17 protein-coding genes and 1 riboswitch are annotated in these 16,474 nt (G+C 35.6%); of the genes, 4 read left to right on the top strand and 13 right to left on the bottom strand.

Going from position 1 to position 16,474, the window contains the following annotated elements; translation table 11 throughout:
* The 5 genes from H628_RS0102050 to rsmG are packed head-to-tail and all read right to left on the bottom strand — an operon-like array spanning nt 1 to nt 3,480.
* Nucleotides 1-258 (bottom strand): DUF951 domain-containing protein, encoded by a 258-nt coding sequence (locus H628_RS0102050; protein WP_027824961.1) that lies wholly within the window; start codon nt 256-258, stop codon nt 1-3.
* Nucleotides 251-1,147 (bottom strand): ParB/RepB/Spo0J family partition protein, encoded by an 897-nt coding sequence (locus H628_RS0102045; RefSeq protein WP_027824960.1) that lies wholly within the window; start codon nt 1,145-1,147, stop codon nt 251-253. Before H628_RS0102045 ends, H628_RS0102050 begins: the two co-directional genes overlap by 8 nt.
* Entirely contained in the window at nt 1,125-1,904 is a 780-nt protein-coding gene (locus H628_RS0102040; RefSeq protein WP_027824959.1) for a ParA family protein, read from the bottom strand. Before H628_RS0102040 ends, H628_RS0102045 begins: the two co-directional genes overlap by 23 nt.
* Before the next feature lie 11 nt (nt 1,905-1,915).
* Entirely contained in the window at nt 1,916-2,749 is an 834-nt protein-coding gene (gene noc / locus H628_RS0102035; protein WP_027824958.1) for a nucleoid occlusion protein, read from the bottom strand.
* Between the two features lie 14 nt (nt 2,750-2,763).
* Nucleotides 2,764-3,480 (bottom strand): 16S rRNA (guanine(527)-N(7))-methyltransferase RsmG, encoded by a 717-nt coding sequence (rsmG, locus tag H628_RS0102030; RefSeq protein WP_027824957.1) that lies wholly within the window; start codon nt 3,478-3,480, stop codon nt 2,764-2,766.
* 211 nt (nt 3,481-3,691) lie between these two features.
* Here rsmG and H628_RS0102025 point away from each other — a divergent pair, with 211 nt between their 5' ends.
* Nucleotides 3,692-4,222, top strand: a complete 531-nt coding sequence (locus tag H628_RS0102025) for a CvpA family protein (RefSeq protein ID WP_027824956.1) — start codon at nt 3,692-3,694, stop codon at nt 4,220-4,222.
* Nucleotides 4,223-4,258: 36 nt separating this feature from the next.
* Here H628_RS0102025 and H628_RS0102020 read toward each other — a convergent pair whose 3' ends face one another.
* The 6 genes from H628_RS0102020 to guaA all read right to left on the bottom strand — a co-directional run bounded on the left by H628_RS0102020 (nt 4,259) and on the right by guaA (nt 10,398).
* Nucleotides 4,259-5,188: an FAD:protein FMN transferase gene (locus H628_RS0102020; protein WP_027824955.1), complete on the bottom strand. Its 930-nt coding sequence runs from the start codon at nt 5,186-5,188 to the stop codon at nt 4,259-4,261.
* Nucleotides 5,189-5,201: 13 nt separating this feature from the next.
* On the bottom strand, nt 5,202-5,987 hold the full coding sequence (locus H628_RS0102015) for a tyrosine-protein phosphatase (RefSeq protein ID WP_027824954.1): 786 nt from the start codon (nt 5,985-5,987) through the stop codon (nt 5,202-5,204).
* 98 nt (nt 5,988-6,085) lie between these two features.
* Complete coding sequence (locus H628_RS0102010; protein ID WP_027824953.1) at nt 6,086-7,117, bottom strand: MupG family TIM beta-alpha barrel fold protein; 1,032 nt, start codon at nt 7,115-7,117, stop codon at nt 6,086-6,088.
* A gap of 225 nt (nt 7,118-7,342) precedes the next feature.
* On the bottom strand, nt 7,343-7,948 hold the full coding sequence (locus H628_RS07940; protein WP_027824952.1) for a L,D-transpeptidase: 606 nt from the start codon (nt 7,946-7,948) through the stop codon (nt 7,343-7,345).
* 51 nt (nt 7,949-7,999) lie between these two features.
* Nucleotides 8,000-8,749 carry a DUF4931 domain-containing protein gene (locus H628_RS0102000; RefSeq protein ID WP_027824951.1) on the bottom strand — a complete coding sequence of 250 codons (750 nt, stop codon included), beginning with the start codon at nt 8,747-8,749 and terminating at the stop codon, nt 8,000-8,002.
* Between the two features lie 98 nt (nt 8,750-8,847).
* A complete protein-coding gene (guaA, locus tag H628_RS0101995) occupies nt 8,848-10,398 on the bottom strand; it encodes a glutamine-hydrolyzing GMP synthase (RefSeq protein WP_027824950.1) in 1,551 nt (516 codons plus the stop codon).
* 180 nt (nt 10,399-10,578) lie between these two features.
* Nucleotides 10,579-10,676, top strand: a riboswitch (purine riboswitch).
* A gap of 61 nt (nt 10,677-10,737) precedes the next feature.
* Between guaA and H628_RS0101990 the strand changes: the two genes are divergently transcribed.
* The 3 genes from H628_RS0101990 to H628_RS0101980 all read left to right on the top strand — a co-directional run bounded on the left by H628_RS0101990 (nt 10,738) and on the right by H628_RS0101980 (nt 14,131).
* Nucleotides 10,738-11,316 (top strand): xanthine phosphoribosyltransferase, encoded by a 579-nt coding sequence (locus tag H628_RS0101990; protein ID WP_027824949.1) that lies wholly within the window; start codon nt 10,738-10,740, stop codon nt 11,314-11,316.
* The gene (locus tag H628_RS0101985; protein WP_027824948.1) at nt 11,316-12,593 is read left to right on the top strand and encodes a nucleobase:cation symporter-2 family protein; all 1,278 of its coding nucleotides are present in this window, start codon (nt 11,316-11,318) and stop codon (nt 12,591-12,593) included. The genes H628_RS0101990 and H628_RS0101985 overlap by 1 nt, the downstream gene beginning before the upstream one ends.
* 113 nt (nt 12,594-12,706) lie before the next feature.
* A complete protein-coding gene (locus tag H628_RS0101980; RefSeq protein WP_027824947.1) occupies nt 12,707-14,131 on the top strand; it encodes a C69 family dipeptidase in 1,425 nt (474 codons plus the stop codon).
* Nucleotides 14,132-14,151: 20 nt separating this feature from the next.
* Here the strand turns inward: H628_RS0101980 and H628_RS0101975 are convergent, their stop codons facing one another.
* Entirely contained in the window at nt 14,152-14,952 is an 801-nt protein-coding gene (locus tag H628_RS0101975) for a CPBP family intramembrane glutamic endopeptidase (protein WP_027824946.1), read from the bottom strand.
* A 31-nt stretch (nt 14,953-14,983) separates the two neighbouring features.
* A complete protein-coding gene (locus tag H628_RS0101970) occupies nt 14,984-16,417 on the bottom strand; it encodes a 6-phospho-beta-glucosidase (protein WP_027824945.1) in 1,434 nt (477 codons plus the stop codon).
* Nucleotides 16,418-16,474: the final 57 nt, after the last annotated feature.

The following is a 16,474-nucleotide window of genomic DNA, read 5'->3' as shown; positions in this document are numbered from 1 at the left end:
TTACTTTGGTTTAACTATTTTATCTTTAGGTAAATAATATTCCAGCTTAGCATTTACTGGATCATTAGCTTTGGTAAGAACTTTTTTGATGCGCTTGTTAAAGTCATTTCGTGGCATCATCAAGATATGACCACACCCCATACATTTAAGCCTAATATCTGCACCTAAACGCAAGATTTCCCAATTGTTTTTCTGACAGGCATGTGGCTTTTTCATCAAAACAGTATCAGCCAGTTGGTAGTCAATTTTATTAATCATCTAAATCAATCCCTAAAATTTGTAAAATGCGATTCAAATCTTCAGTTGATTCAAAGTCAATTGACAAATGACCCTTACCCTTCTTACCTTCACTAATGTTAACGTTACTGCCAAATACATCAGCCAGTCTTTGTTCACTAGCACGAATAAATGCAGATTTCTTATTTTTAGGCTTAACTTGAGTTGTAGCCTTTTCATTCATTGCACTAACTAAGGCTTCAAGTTTTCTAACTGGGATTCCTTCCTTAACAACTTTTTTGGCCAAAGGATCAATTTGGTCTTTATCCTTTAATCCTAACAAAGTTCTCGCTTGTCCCATTGAAAGCTCGCCATGTTGCAATAATCGTTTAGCCTTTTGCGGTAAAGTTAACAACCGAAGGTAGTTGGCAATATATGGGCGAGATTTACCCATTCGCTTTGAAACTTCAGCTTGAGTCAAGCCCAAATTCTTTTGTAGCATTTCATAAGCTTGAGCTTCTTCAAGTGGTGATAAGTCTTCACGTTGCAAGTTTTCAAGTACTGCAACTTCCATCATCTGTGCTTCATCAAAATCACGAATGATTGCAGGAATAGTCTTCTTCTTAGCTAATTTAGAAGCTCTAAATCTTCTTTCACCAGCAATAATTTCGTAACCAGCTACACTTTTACGTACAATGATTGGTTGAAAAACGCCATTTTCTTTAATAGAATCAGATAATTCCTTTAAACTCTTATCATCAAAATTCTTTCTTGGTTGATAAGGATTAGGACGAATATCAGCTAAAGATAATTCTTCAATTTCTTCTACTTCTTCTACTTCTGGCTTGGGGGCATCTTCAAATAAAGCTTCAATTCCTCGGCCCAAACCGCCTTTTCTCTTAGGTTCGTTATTTCTTGAGTCTCTTACCATGAGCTTTTAGCACCTCTTTTGCTAGGTCATCGTAAAGCTTAGCTCCACGAGATTTGGAATCATATTCTGTAATAGCTTGGCCATAGCTTGGCGCTTCAGCTAACTTAGTTAAACGAGGGATAATAGTTTTATAAACTTTTTCACTGAAGTAAGATTGAACTTCCTTAACTACTTCAGCCCCTAAATTAGTTCGCGCATCTAGCATTGTCAAAAGTACACCTTCAACTGCCAAATCCTTATTAAAGTGTTTTTGAACCAATCTAATGGTGTTAAGCAATTGACTTAACCCCTCCATGGCATAATATTCACTTTGAACTGGGATTAAAATTGAATCACTGGCCGTAAAAGCATTGATTGAAAGTTGTCCAAGTGAAGGTGGGCAATCAATAAAGGCAAAGTCATAATCATTAGCTACTTGATCAAGAGCAGACTTTAGTCGAGTTTCTCTTGCCATCATACTAATCAATTCGGTTTCAGCACCTGATAAGTTAATCGTAGCAGGTGCAATATCCAAATTCTTAGTACCTGTATGATGAATTGTTTCTGTTAACGGAATTTCATCTACTAATACATTATAAATATCTTTATCAATTGTTGATTTTTCAATCCCTAGCCCACTTGTGGCATTTCCTTGTGGATCAATATCAATAATTAAGACGTGATAGCCTCTATTGGCTATACTTGCAGCCAAATTGATGGTCGTGGTTGTTTTGCCAACGCCACCTTTTTGGTTTGCTATTGAAATAATATCAACCATCAACTGTAATCCTACTTTCTCTTTAATTCAATCGTTACCTTATACTCTTTTTCAGAGTTTTCCTCATGGACTTTTACCTCAATTCCACTATCTTTAGCTAGTTTAATTGCTTGCTTAATAGTGTTAATTTGAACTTTTAAGTCTCCTGAAGTTTTATGAACTACTTTTTTCTTCTCTTTTTCTTTAGCTTTAGGTTGCTCTTTTGCAGCGAAATATGCCTCAGGATCGGCCACAATTGCTTCAGTTTCTTTGACACTAAGTTTGTTTTTCAAAATTTCATGCAAAACTTTAGTTTGTAAATCACTACTTAGCCCTAACATTGCCCGACCATGACGAGCAGTTAAATTACCAGAAACTAAATAAGATTGAACTTCAGGATTTAACTTTAATAAACGCAACTTGTTAGCAATATAAGATTGAGACTTTCCCATATCTTTTGCTAATGCTGTTTGGGTTAAATCATTTAACTCCATCAAATCTTCATAAGCATGAGCTTCATCAATTGGATTTAAGTTTTCCCGTTGCAAATTTTCAATTAAAGCTAAACTTGCGGCCTTTTGATCATCCATATTTTGGACAATAGCTGGGATTGTCTTCCAATTTAAACTTTTAGCTGCACGAAAACGTCGTTCACCAGCGATAATTTCAAAATTCTCGCCCTTTTCGCGAACAACAATTGGCTGAAGTAAGCCTTCAGAATCAAGTGTTTGAGCTAATTGTTCAATTGAAGCAGTACTAAATTCATGTCTAGGTTGATAACGATTAGGAATAATTTTGCTTAATTCTAAATCTTGAATTTGCTTGTCTTTTGGAATTTCATTTTTTTTAGAGAAAAAGAATGCCATAATGATTTCCTTTCCTAATGAAGTGGCTTACGGCTTGGTGTACCAGCTTGCCGTGGGTATTTAGCAGGTGTGGATTTAATTTTATCTACTAGCAATAAAGTTCGCTCTTCACTACTCTCAGGTAAAGTTAAACTTTGACTTGAATTAATTGCCCCACCTAAAACGGTAATTGCCTTTTTAGCTTCCTTCAATTCAGCTTCGGCTTTTGGACCTTTCAAGGCTAAAAAATGACCATTAATTTTTACTAGTGGCAAGCAATATTCACTCAAAGTAGCCATATTAGCGACTGCTCTAGCAGTAACCAAATCGAACTTTTCACGATAAAGCGGATTTTGGCCAATATCCTCAGCACGCCCATGAATAAGTTCAACGCCAGTCAATCCAAGTTTAGATGTCAAATCTGCTAAAAAATTCAATCGCTTATTGAGCGAATCAACAATTGCAATTTCTAAATCTGGTACCAAAATTTTAATTGGAATTGATGGGAAACCAGCGCCAGCACCAACATCGCAAATCTTGCCCTTAAATAGTTCTGGATAAGCTAAAAATCCAGTTAAGCTATCATAAAAGTGCTTCAAATAAACTTCTTCTAGTTCAGTAATTCTAGTTAAATTTACGTGTTCATTCACGCTAATTAAGTCATGATAATAAGTGTCGAATTGCTTAACTTGTTGATCAGTTAACTGATAACCCAAGTCAGCTAATTTTTTAATAAATGCTTCGGGCTTCATTTTTCCTCCGTGGAACAGTTTCACAGTAATAAATTTACCGCAAAAAAACACTTTTCGCAATGCATATTTCAGTTTATTATTACCTACCAATTATGAATTAAAACCTTTATCTCGTCAAAGTTTGGAATAGATATTTCTTAAATTTCTACTTACTTTTATCCTATTAGGCCAATCTAGCTTATAATGGGTTTTAACAAAAAGGAGAGAATATATGCTTATAACATTATTATGTCTAATTTATTTAGGCTGGCAAACATATAAAGGCTATCAAATTGGCTTTACTAGAAAAATCGTCAATTTAATTTTGTCAGCTGTTTTTTTCTCACTTGCCATAATTTTACAAAATCCAATTGGTAACTTTCTTTATAGCCAATATAGTGGACAGAGTGCCACTATGGCAGCCAACAGCAATGAGTTGATTTTTGCACGTTTTTTGGCATTCTTTATTATTTACTTTATCTTCAAACGTGTTAAGAAATTATTTGGTAAGTGGCTACCAAACAAAAAAGCTGATGCCAGTTTTTCAGCCGTTCTAGATGGCACTTTAGGTGCTCTTGCATCCCTAATTGCTGCCTATTTCTTTGTTTATGTCTGCTTATCAATGCTCAATGCATTACAAATTCCTTGGTTTATCGAGCAAAGTAATAGTTCAGCCTTTATTCACTTTGTAATTTATCAAACTCCAATTTTATCAAATGGCGTCTTCAATAATCTCTTTAGTATTGGAAAAACTGCCGGATAGAAAAATAGAGTAGCTTTATCTTAGCTACTCTATTTTTTAGTTTCGGTCAAAACCTTCATAAACTACTTCTTCATTTTGATAGACAAATACTGCGCCAATTCGATCAGCATTTAGCCAATTTTCAACTGGCTTACCAGCGAAAAATAGTCGTTTACATTCAATTTCTGCATCAACGCTATTTTTAGTAAAAGTAGTTACGCCAGCAATTTTGGTTTCAACTGGATATCCAGTCCGCGGATCGATTAAATGGTGGTACTTTTTACCGTTAACTAACAAGTATCGCTCATAAATTCCACTTGTAACTGCAGAACATTCAGGTACCATCACGCTAGTAATGTTTTTTCCGCGAGCTTCAATTGGGTCTTGAACTCCCAATGACCAATTGCCGCTTGCTCTCTTAGGACTTGTTCCGACAAACAAAACATTTCCACCTAAGTTAATAATTCCTGCTCTAACGCCAAAGCTACGCCATTGATCACGAATTCGATCAGCAATCCAGCCCTTAGCAATTCCTCCTAAGTCAAGCTCCATCCCTTTTTCTTGTAAAAAAACTGCTTGATTGTCATCATCAAGTACAACTTTTCTAGGATCAATTAGTTTCATTTTAGCTTTAATTTCAGCTTCACTTGGAACTCGTGCACCCTTGAAGCCAATATGCCATAACTTAACAACTGGTCCAATTAAAGCATTAAAGCCAAAGTTTTCTAAACTTTTTTCAACAGCTAATTTTACTAAGCCATAAGTTGCACTTGAAACTTGTACCGGATGAAGCCCAGCAGCATGATTAATATCCATTACTTCACTTTCATCTCGATTGACTGTTAACAAATCTTCGTAGTGATCAATTAACTTAATCGATTCATCCAAAATCCAAGTTTGATTTGTCCCAAAAAGCTGCAAGGTAATTGTAGTTCCTAGGGCATGATGAGTTTTAACTACTTGTTGCTTAGCTAAATCTTTTATCATTTTTACCCCTCATCTACTTTTCTAAATACAAATCTCTCAATCGCTGCTTCATTGCAGAACTAACTTTCAACTGATTCTCAATATATGAATCTAACTCACCATATTTTTCTTCAATTGTAATTAAAGCACTATCTAAATACTCATTTGCAACACTACCAAGTGATCTTAAATTCGCTCTGAAAATTAAGCTTTCACCTTTTTCACGTGCTTCTTGATCACGCCGGGCGCGATAATCATTAAGCATATAGTTAGAATATAAATAATCCTGACGAATAGTTTCTAAATCTACACCCAAAATATACAAAATAAAGAAGGTAGTCATACCAGTTCGATCCTTACCTTCTGAGCAGTGAAAAAGAGTTGCTCCACTTTCGTTATTAGCTAATAATTCTAAAATTTGGTGAAAAGCGTGTTGACTATGTTCACGCGTAATCATTAATTGATAAGTTTCACACATATGTCTGAAAGCAGCATTTTGATTATCTTTATAAAGCTCAAACATTTCTTCAAAACTTTTCCCTGCCTGGGTATTATCTTCTGGTGAAATCGAAATGTCATAATGCAAAGCATGACTAATTTGACTATCTGGATCTGCTTGTCGCTCTTTTTGTGAACGCAAATCAATAATTTTAGTCAGTCCATACTGAGTTAAAAAATTAGTATCATGGTCTGAAAGTTTACAAATTCTACCTGTTCTAAGCAAACGACCCGTCTTAACTTTTAACCCATCTTTAGTAATATACCCCCCTAAATCACGTGGATTACGTACTGTTTTTAAAGGTAAAATATGTGGCTGCACAAGTCTTCCTCCTCATAAAAAAGCCGAGTAGTATTCTACTCGGTAATTTTACACTTGCATTTACATCTTGCAAAATATTTTTACTTAAAAACTTAGCTTTATTTAAATTCGATTGTTTGGCCAGCTTTAACAAGCTCTAACAAATCCATGTCACGCTCTAAAATTTGACCAATTACATCTACTCTCGTATCTGCTGGTAAATCAGTTTTAATAATTTCTAATTCACCCTCATAGCGTAAATAGCGTTCATTATCACTAGTAATGCAGCCCCGCTTACGTGGTGCTAACTTACCTAGCTTCTGGAATAAATTAAGCTTTCTTCCTTCTTCAAGGCGAATCACGTCTCTAGATAAATCAGCCCGCTGATGCCAGGTATGCTCAGATAACTTTGCTATTGGCTCACGCAAATGAAATAATAACTTTTCTCCATCTAAGTATTCGACAAATTGCTCTAAGCTAGCGGCACTTAAATCATTGTCCCCAATATAAACTAAATCTACTCCTAATTCTAGTAAATCTAAAGCAGCATAGAAAGTACTCTTATTGCGATGCTCTTCTAGCGTTGGAAGTCCAGCAAAAATTGGCCCACGTAAGTTACTATCGCCTGGGACAAAGGCCATAACTTTGAAGCCATACTTCTTTAACCATGTATTCTTTTGAATAAACCAATTACGATCTAGACCAGTATTAGGTCGAGGATAATAATTATGCCATGCTTCAAGATGATCAAAATTTGCATGTTCAGCTCTTAAATCCAAAATGTCACTTTCGCTAATCGTGCTGGCATTTAATGCAACTGGCATAACCTGCGATAATTTAGCTATTTCTTCACTATTGAAGCCAGCATCTATTCTTACGCCTGTTAATCCTAACTTTTGAATACTATCGGCCTCAGCATCCATTCCTAAAAGCTTTAGTCCCTCTTTAGAAATATCTCCTACTAAGCCTAAACCCAAATCATTACACCATTTGGTTAATTCTCTCAATCCCTTTAAAGTTTGCTCCGGTGTCTGCTCTGGTGCTTGTAATGAAGTAAAGACGCCTTCAAAGCCAGCATTTCGCATTTTTAAAAGATAATTATGAGTATTTGCAGTTAAATCTTCAGCTAAATTAATCGAACAACCTAACATCCTTAACTCCCACTTTTTTCTTTGATAAGACTATCCTAGTCCTTTTTTTCTATGAAAGAAAGCCCTAACAAAAAATGCCACTTAATTAAGTGGCATTTACAGGTAAATAATATTAATACTTGTGAATAAATATGAATGTTAGCTTATTTTTAAAGAGTTTTCGCTCTTCACTAGTTATTTTATCATGTTGATATAACTAGGTATATTTTTTTGCTTACGCTTATATTACTTGTTGGTAATTACAACTTTGGTTCCTTCTTTGGCATTTTGATATAGCCATTGACTGTCAGGCACACTTAAGCGAACGCACCCATGCGAGTTAGCCTTTTTACCTAAAAACTTAGCTTGTTTTTCATCAAACTTACCATACACGTCAGTAGGTACTGAATGAAAAAGATAAACTCCATGATCTTTCCAAGATACCCAATACTTCGCTCCTTCACCGCTTTCGTGATTATAGAAAAATTCTCCACGTTCCTTTTGAATTGCAAAAGTTCCAGCTGGAGTCGCATTTTTGCCGTTTTCACCAGTTGAACAATACATTGTGTATAAAACTTTTTTGCCATTCATCAAATAAGTTCTTTGTTTCTTTTTCGAAACTTTAATCCACATTTTAGGATATTTTTTCACATCAGGATATGGCTTATTTTCTGAAGCTTTTTGCCAATTTATCTCTACTTTAGACTTGGTTGTTTTTTTCTTTTTAACTTTGCTTACTGCAACTTTTTTTATCGAATGCGTTGGTCTTGACGAATTAATAACGCTAATCCCGGCTACCACAAGAGCCAAAACAAAAATTGCAGCTATTAATATAACTCGCTTAAGTTTCAATCCTATCACCTACTAAACAAGTAAATTCTAACATTTTATACTAGATTGGTTTCAATATTTACCTTGTAAAAATTCATCCCTTATCTGCTCTAACCGCTGAGTACTACTTCTTTGTGACTGAATATAACCAACATAATATGGCGATGCAATAAAGCGTGGCACCACTTTACAAATCAATTTATCGTCTAAGTCATAAAAAAAGATGTTATAAGAATTACAATTTCCATTATGAAACTTGTGTAATAAATATTGCGTAACTTTTCTTAACTTATCCGCAAATAAATCAATCTTAGTCCAATCACTCAATATTAAGTTAAATTCACTAAAACCCATAATTGGCTTGGTTGAAAGATTTAGTTCAAAATCAGGTCTTTTTTCCACAATTAGTCCCTCAAAATTAGTCTTATCCACCTGTGCATAAATATCATGCCTCTTAAAGCCCACAATCTGTAAATGTGGATGTCGTAAGCTACCACCAGATAAAGGGCCAAAATTTCTAAACATTGCTACACTTTGGTACTTATTATTTGCCTTCATTTGTTGAAATTTATCAACTGCAAAACGAAGTAATTTTCGATTATAAGTTTGACTATAATTAGAAATATCACCTAAATGTTCACTTGACTCAATGATTAAAGTTAAATATGTATCTTCAAGTGTTTGATACTTATTTTCAAGCCAAATAAGGTCATCCTGTTGGTCAAAAATATTACTTAATTCATCTACCTTACAAAAAGGACAACTATCCTGATTACTTGGCTTTTGATGTGCAATACTCGGATCAAAAATTATTGGATTCACATTATTTCTTCTTCCTACTTATTAGTTCTATATTTTTATAAACTAATTCATTACAAAAGTAAATAAAAAACTCGTTAGCCTTGCTAACGAGTTATATTTTATTCCCATTCAATTGTTGCAGGTGGCTTAGAAGTAATGTCGTAGACTACGCGGTTAACATGGTCAACTTCATCTACCATTCTAGTTGATACCTTTTGTAAAACTTCCCATGGCAACTTTGAAAAGTCGGCGGTCATCCCATCAATTGAGCTAACTGCGCGAATACCAATGGTGTAGTCGTATGTTCTGCCGTCACCCATTACTCCGACTGAGCGAATTCCTGGCAAGACTGTGAAGTATTGCCAAACCTCTTCTTCAAGACCAGCCTTTTTAATTTCTTCACGCAAAATTGCATCAGTTTCACGGACAATTTCAAGCTTTTCTTCGGTAATTTCGCCAATTACCCGAATACCAAGACCTGGTCCTGGGAATGGCTGACGCCAAACAAGTTCATGTGGAATGCCTAACTTTTCACCAAGTTCACGCACTTCATCCTTGAATAACTTACGCAAAGGTTCAACTAACTCGAAGCCTAAGTCCTTAGGAAGACCCCCTACATTGTGGTGGGACTTAATCGTTTGAGCAGTTTTAGTACCACTTTCAATTACATCAGTATAAAGCGTACCTTGAGCTAAGAATTTTACACCATTAAGCTTTTGGGCTTCTTCATTGAAGACTTCGATGAATTCTTTACCAATAATCTTGCGCTTTTGTTCAGGTTCACTAACACCCTTTAACTTATCTAAGAAGCGTTTTTTGGCATCGACTTTAATGATATTAACCCCTAAATCACGATTCAAAGCTGCCATAACTTGTTTAGCTTCATCTTTTCTAAGTAAACCATGATCAACAAAAATTGCAGTTAATTGGTTGCCAATAGCCTTATGAAGTAAAGTGGCAGTAACGCTAGAATCTACCCCACCAGACAAGCCTAAGATTACCTTGCCATCGCCAACTTGCTTGCGGATTTTAGCTACTTCTAGGTCAATGAAGTCGTCCATGGTCCAGTTAGCACGAGCTCCACAAACGTTAAAAGCAAAGTTCTTCAAAATGTCTAAGCCATATTCAGAATTACGAACTTCTGCATGGAACTGAATACCATAAAATTTCTTAGCAACATTAGCCATCGCGCTAATTGGGCAGTTGGGACTAGATGCTAAAGTTTCAAAACCATCCGGAACACAAGTTACCAAGTCACCATGACTCATCCAGACAGTTTGCTTTGCAGGCAGTTTTTCAAATAACTTAGTAGCGTCTGTAACGTCAATATCTGCGCGGCCATATTCTGAGTGGTCAGCTTTCTCAACCTTACCACCCAAATCATGAGCCATTAACTGCATCCCATAACAAATACCTAAAATCGGAATCCCTAATTCAAAAATTTCAGGATTTACTTTTAAGCTGCCTTCATCATAAACACTGTTTGGTCCACCTGAAAAAATAATCCCCTTAGGATTCATTTCTTTAATTTTTTCAATTGATAAATCATTTGGTAATAACTCTGAGTAAATACCAAAGTCACGTAAACGGCGTGTAATCAGTTGATTATATTGGCTACCAAAGTCTAGCACAATGATTTTATCAAAGTCAGATATATTTTTTACAGACACCCTACTTCTCCTTTTTCGCTTAACAAATTTACCCTGACTATACTAATTTTTTGGACTTTGGTCAACTAAAAAGCAAATATTAATTTGGAGTAGCTAAAATATAATTTGCTTTTAGCTTGATATTTTTCACTTTTTAGTTGCTTTTTAAAAATATCTTTGCTAGAATACAAACAACACTTTTTATTAATAAGATTTATTATCTGTATATCGTTGCAATACGGGCAACAGTTTCTACCTGAAACCTTAAATTTCAGACTATGGATATTTTAGCTTTTTAAAAGGCTTCTTTTTCCATAGTCATGGTAGAAGGGCCTTTTTTGTTTTTAGGAGGAAAGCTAAGTGAAATTATTAGAAGAGCGAATCAAACGTGATGGTCAAGTGCTTGATGGAGACGTTTTAAAAATTAACTCATTTTTAAATCATCAAGTCGATCCAGAATTGATGATGGAGCTTGGTAAAGAATTCGCTCGTTTATTTAAAGATGCTGGCATCACTAAAGTATTAACTTGTGAAGCTTCAGGGATTGCACCAAGTGTAATGGCTGCTTATATTTTAGGTGTACCAATGGTCTTTGCCCGTAAGAAAAAGCCATCAACTCTAAATGATGCAGTTTATGTAGCTGATGTCTTTTCCTACACTAAAAAAGTTAATAACAAAATTTGCGTAGAAAAGAAATTCCTCGCTGCTAATGACAAAATCTTAATTCTTGATGACTTTGTCGCTCACGGCGAAGCTGTCAAAGGAATGGTTTCAATTGCCCAACAAGCAGGCTGTGAAATTGCAGGCGTTGGAGCTGTAGTTGCTAAAGATTTCCAAGGAGGTAGCGAATGGATTAAGAAGCAAGGCTTACGGTTTGAAGCCTTAGCTGATATCGCTAGTTTCGAAAATGGTGCAGTTCACTTTGTAGGAGAAGAATAATGAAAGAAGTATCTCACAAAAAAGCAGCTATTTTAGGTTTACAACACTTACTTGCAATGTATTCAGGTGCCGTAGCAGTGCCTCTCTTAATTGGAACGGCTCTAAAATTCAACACCACACAAATGACTTATCTAGTTTCAATTGATATTTTCATGTGTGGACTAGCAACCTTATTACAGTTATTTCGCAATCGTTATTTAGGAATCGGCTTACCCGTTGTCTTAGGGTGTGCAATTCAAGCTGTAGCTCCCCTTGAACTAATTGGGCAAAAATTTTCAATTAATACCATGTATGGTGCCATTATCGTTGCTGGGATTTTTGTCTTTTGTATTGCCGGCTGGTTTTCAAAAATAAAAAAACTCTTTCCACCAGTAGTTACTGGTAGTTTAATTACAGTAATTGGTTTGACCTTAATTCCAGTTGCTTTTCAAAATATGGGTGGTGGTACTGCCACCGCTAAAAATTTTGGTGACAGTAAGTATTTAATCACTGCTTTTGCAACTATTTTAGTAATTATTCTCATTGAATTACTGGCTAAAGGCTTTTTAAAATCAATTGCGGTTTTAATTGGATTAATTGCTGGTACTGTTTTAGCTTCATTTCTAGGAATGGTCTCACTTACACCAGTTTTACAAGCTTCATGGTTCCACTTGCCACAATTTTTCTACTTTGGTAAGCCTGAATTTGAATGGTCATCTAGTGTAACGATGATTATCATCGCCTTAGTATCGATGGTAGAATCAACTGGGGTTTTCTTTGCTACAAGTGATTTGTTAAAGCAAGACGTTAACGAAGATGATCTTAAACGAGGCTACCGTGCTGAAGGATTAGCTCAAATATTCGGTGGGATTTTCAACACTTTTCCTTATACTACTTTTTCACAAAATGTCGGTTTACTCCAACTTTCTGGCATTAAAACTAGACGTCCAATCTTTTGGGCTGCTGGCCTATTAATGAGCTTAGGCTTATTACCTAAAATCGGCGCTATTGTTACTATCATTCCAACCTCTGTTTTAGGTGGTGCAATGTTAGTCATGTTTACTATGATTGCGGTTCAAGGAATCAAGATGCTCCTAAAAGTTGATTTAAGTGATAACCGCAACATTTTAGTAATTGCACTTTCTGTTGGATTAGGCTTAGGTGTAACTTCTTATCCACAAATTTTCCAACATTTACCACAAACCGTTCAATTATTCTTAGGCAACGGTATCGTGGTTGCCAGCCTTAGTGCAACTATTTTGAATCTAGTTTTTAAAGGTAAAGATGGATTAAATTAAAAGTAATAACTATACATTTTTTAATGGCTTGAGTATTTAACTCAAGCTTTTCTTTTATCTCTACGCTTTTTTTCTTACAATAGAGAAGAACTTAAAAGAAGAAGGCAAAACTTATGAAAAAACAAACTGAATGTACAACAATCTTAGTTGGTAAAAATGCCACAATTGATGGTTCAACCATGATTGCCAGAAGTGAAGATGGTGGCCGCACTATTATCCCTGAAGGATTTAAAGTTGTTAATCCCAGTGAGCAACCTAAACACTATCAAAGTGTGATTAGTAAGCAGGTTATTGATGATGAAGACTTAGCCTTAAATCCCCTTCGCTACACTAGTGCTCCAGATGTTAGCGGTGAAAATGGAATTTGGGCTGCAGCTGGCATTAACTCCGAAAATGTAGCCATGACTGCTACTGAAACTATTACCACTAATTCTAGAATCCAAGGAATTGATCCGCTCTTAACTACTGAAGAAGGCGGTCTAGGTGAAGAAGACTTTGTCACTTTAACCTTGCCATACATCCATTCAGCTAGAGATGGCGTTAAGCGGGTTGGCTACTTACTTGAAAAATATGGTACTTATGAAATGAATGGGATGGCTTTTTCTGATAAAGATGAAGTTTGGTATCTTGAAACTATCGGTGGTCACCACTGGGCAGCACGTCGTATCCCTGATGATGCTTATGTAATCGCTCCTAACCGTTTGAACATTGATGAATTTAAATTTGATGACCCTGACTTCGTCTGCTCAAGTGATTTAAAGGAATTAATTGAGAATTATAACCTAAATCCTGACTTTGAAGGTTACAACTTACGTCACATTTTTGGCTCCTCAACCATTAAAGATGCCCACTACAATAACCCACGTGCTTGGTATATTCACAACTTCTTTAACCCTGAATTCGGTGGTAAGCCTAGTGATCAAGACCAACCATTCATCTGCCATGCTAACCGTAAAATCAGCTTAGAAGATATTAAATGGGCTGAAAGTTCTCACTACCAAGACACCCCTTATGATGCCTATGGCGATCAAGGTACTGCTGAACAAAAGAAAACTTTCCGTCCAATAGGTATCAACCGTAACTTTGAAACTCACGTCCTCCAAATTAGAAACAACGTTCCTGCTGAAATTGCTGGTGTTCAATGGTTAGCCTTTGGTCCTAATACCTTTAATACTTTTGTGCCATTCTATACTAATATCACCACTACCCCTATTAGCTGGCAAACAACTCCTAAATTTGATTTAACCAAGATTTTCTGGATAAACAAGTTAGCAGCTCAATTAGGTGATACTAACTACCGCGTATACGGTGAATTAGAAGCTGACTTTGAACAAAAGAGTTTGGCAGCTTGTCACAAGATTCAACACGATACTGATACAACAGTTAAAGATTTATCTGGCAAAGACTTACAAACTAAACTTGAAGCTGCAAATGATAAAATGGCAGAAGTTGTTTATAGCAATACAGTAGAATTACTTGGTCAAATGGTTGATGAAGGACATGGTTTAATGACTTTGAAATACGACTTGCTTGATTAAGATTAATGAAAAAGAGCCCACTAGTATGTGAGCTCTTTTTTTCTCCGCTTTTCAAAATAATATAATCCCCAAATCAATAAAGCTAAGCTTAACTTAACTACTACTTCTAGCAAAGCATATTGCCAATTATTCAATTGATAAAATAGCCAATCACTAATCTCTTTAGGTAAAAATGGATTTCCTGCTCCAAAAAAAGATAAAACATTTGCTGAAAAATGCATCGCTATTGGCAATACTAAGTTATTGCTTACTAAATAGACAACAGCAAATAAAATTCCGTTAACAAAGGCAGTCACAGCTTGTATCGTCAAAGCACCTATATCTAAATAATCTGGTACTAAGAGATGCACTGCCGCAAACAAAAAACTACTCAGCAATATTGGCATAACTAATTTATTATTATGGCTAATCTTTCTCAGCTTTTTAAAGATAATCCCTCTAAACCAAATTTCTTCAAAAATCCCTGGCCCAAGGCAAAACAAAAAAGTAGTAATTTGATCATTAGTTTTTAGTTTAATTTGAGCGCCAGTCAAGTTGTATACCACATAAATTACAGCTATCAGATAGGGAGGGAGGCTTACTTTATTCAACTTAAACTTGAAATTAAGCTTAACTTGCACAATCTTTTGATTAAATATCCATAATAAATAAACTGCCAATACATATCGCAAAAGTACTAGCAGCCAGCTATAGCTAATTGGCAAAATATGGGCTTCTATCAAAAATTCTTCAATTAACATTAAGCCGATAGCTAATATCGTAAAACTAGCCATCACAATTCCCCAATTGATAAAGACCACCTTAATTGTATCTTTTTTCAAACTTATACCCCTATTTAAGCTAAATCTTTTATCATAAATCTGCTCCATTTGAAGCAATCACTTTTTTATACCAATAAAATGAATCTTTTTTAAAACGCTTTTGACTACCTTGACCATAATCATCTTGATCTACATAAATAAAACCAAAGCGTTCCATCTTACCAGATCCTGCCCCCGTGACGTCTAAGCATCCCCATGGCGTAAAACCAATGACATCTACACCATCAAGTAAAACGGCCTTTTCCATTTCACTGATATGCTTTTGGAAATATTCAATTCGTTTTAAATCATGGATTTTACCGTCACTAGTTAAATGATCAACGTCGCCCCAGCGTCCATTTTCCACAATAAAAATTGGCTTATGATAACGCTCATTCAACCAATTAAGTCCATAACGCAAGCCTTCTGGATCCATCTGCCAGGGTCCCATTTTTTCAGTTAAATGCTTGTTAGGTACATTTAGCTTGAATAAATCGCCAATTTCTTCTAGATCAACATTTTTTGCACTAACTGTCATTGAATGATAGTAACTAACTGCTAAATAGTCACAGACTCCAGCTTTTAAAATTTTCCGGTCTTCTTCAGTAATGTCAGTGCGGTAATTTTTACGATCAAGATAAGTCTCAAGCTCACTTGGATATTCACCACTTGCAGCCACGTCGCCAAAGAAATAACGTCTAGTAGCAACTTTTTGCGCTAATAAGCAATCTTTAGGACTAGAGCTAGCTGGATAAATTGACGCAAAGTTTAACATACAGCCAATCTTAAAGTCAGGATTAATTTCATGACCTAACTTGGTAATTTTAGCACTAGCTACTAGTTCATAGTGGGAAGCTTGATACATTAACGCTTCTAAATTTTCGCCTTCTTTGGGAATAATACCTGAATCAACACACAAGAAAAAAGGGAAAGAAAAGGCCGTCTGCATGTTAATTTCATTAATTGGCATCCAATATTTAACTAGCTTTTTATAGCGCATAAAACAAACTTCGGCATATTTAGTAAAGAAGTCAATCATCTTGCGGTTGCGCCAGCCGCCGTATTTTTTAACTAAATGAAGTGGCATTTCAAAGTGAGTCAAAGTTACTACCGGCTCAATGCCATATTTATGACACTCTTTAAATAAGTCTTCATAAAACTTGAGTCCAGCTTCATTTGGTGTATCTTCGTCACCTTGGGGAAAAATTCTGCTCCAAGCAATTGAAGTTCTCAAGCACTTCATACCTAACTCACTAAATAATTTAAGGTCTTCTTGATACTGATGATAAAAATTGACTCCAACATGACTTGGATAAAATTTTTCAGAGTCAAGTTTATCTTCAAGCTTTCGCAAGCCTGTTTCATTTAGTGGCATATAATCACAAACTGATGGCCCTTTACCAGCAACATCCCAAGCACCTTCAGCTTGGTTAGCGGAAATCGCTCCGCCCCACAAAAAGTCCTTTGGCAATTTTTGTGCAAACATTTTTTACCTCTTTTTTTCTTTTAGCAAAAAAGTCTCCTGAAAAAATCAAGAGACTTA

This window comes from Lactobacillus psittaci DSM 15354 (genome assembly GCF_000425905.1).
Taxonomy (GTDB): domain Bacteria; phylum Bacillota; class Bacilli; order Lactobacillales; family Lactobacillaceae; genus Lactobacillus; species Lactobacillus psittaci.
The sequence above is the reverse complement of the archived record's forward strand: the minus strand, read 5'-3'. Positions and strand labels throughout refer to the sequence as shown.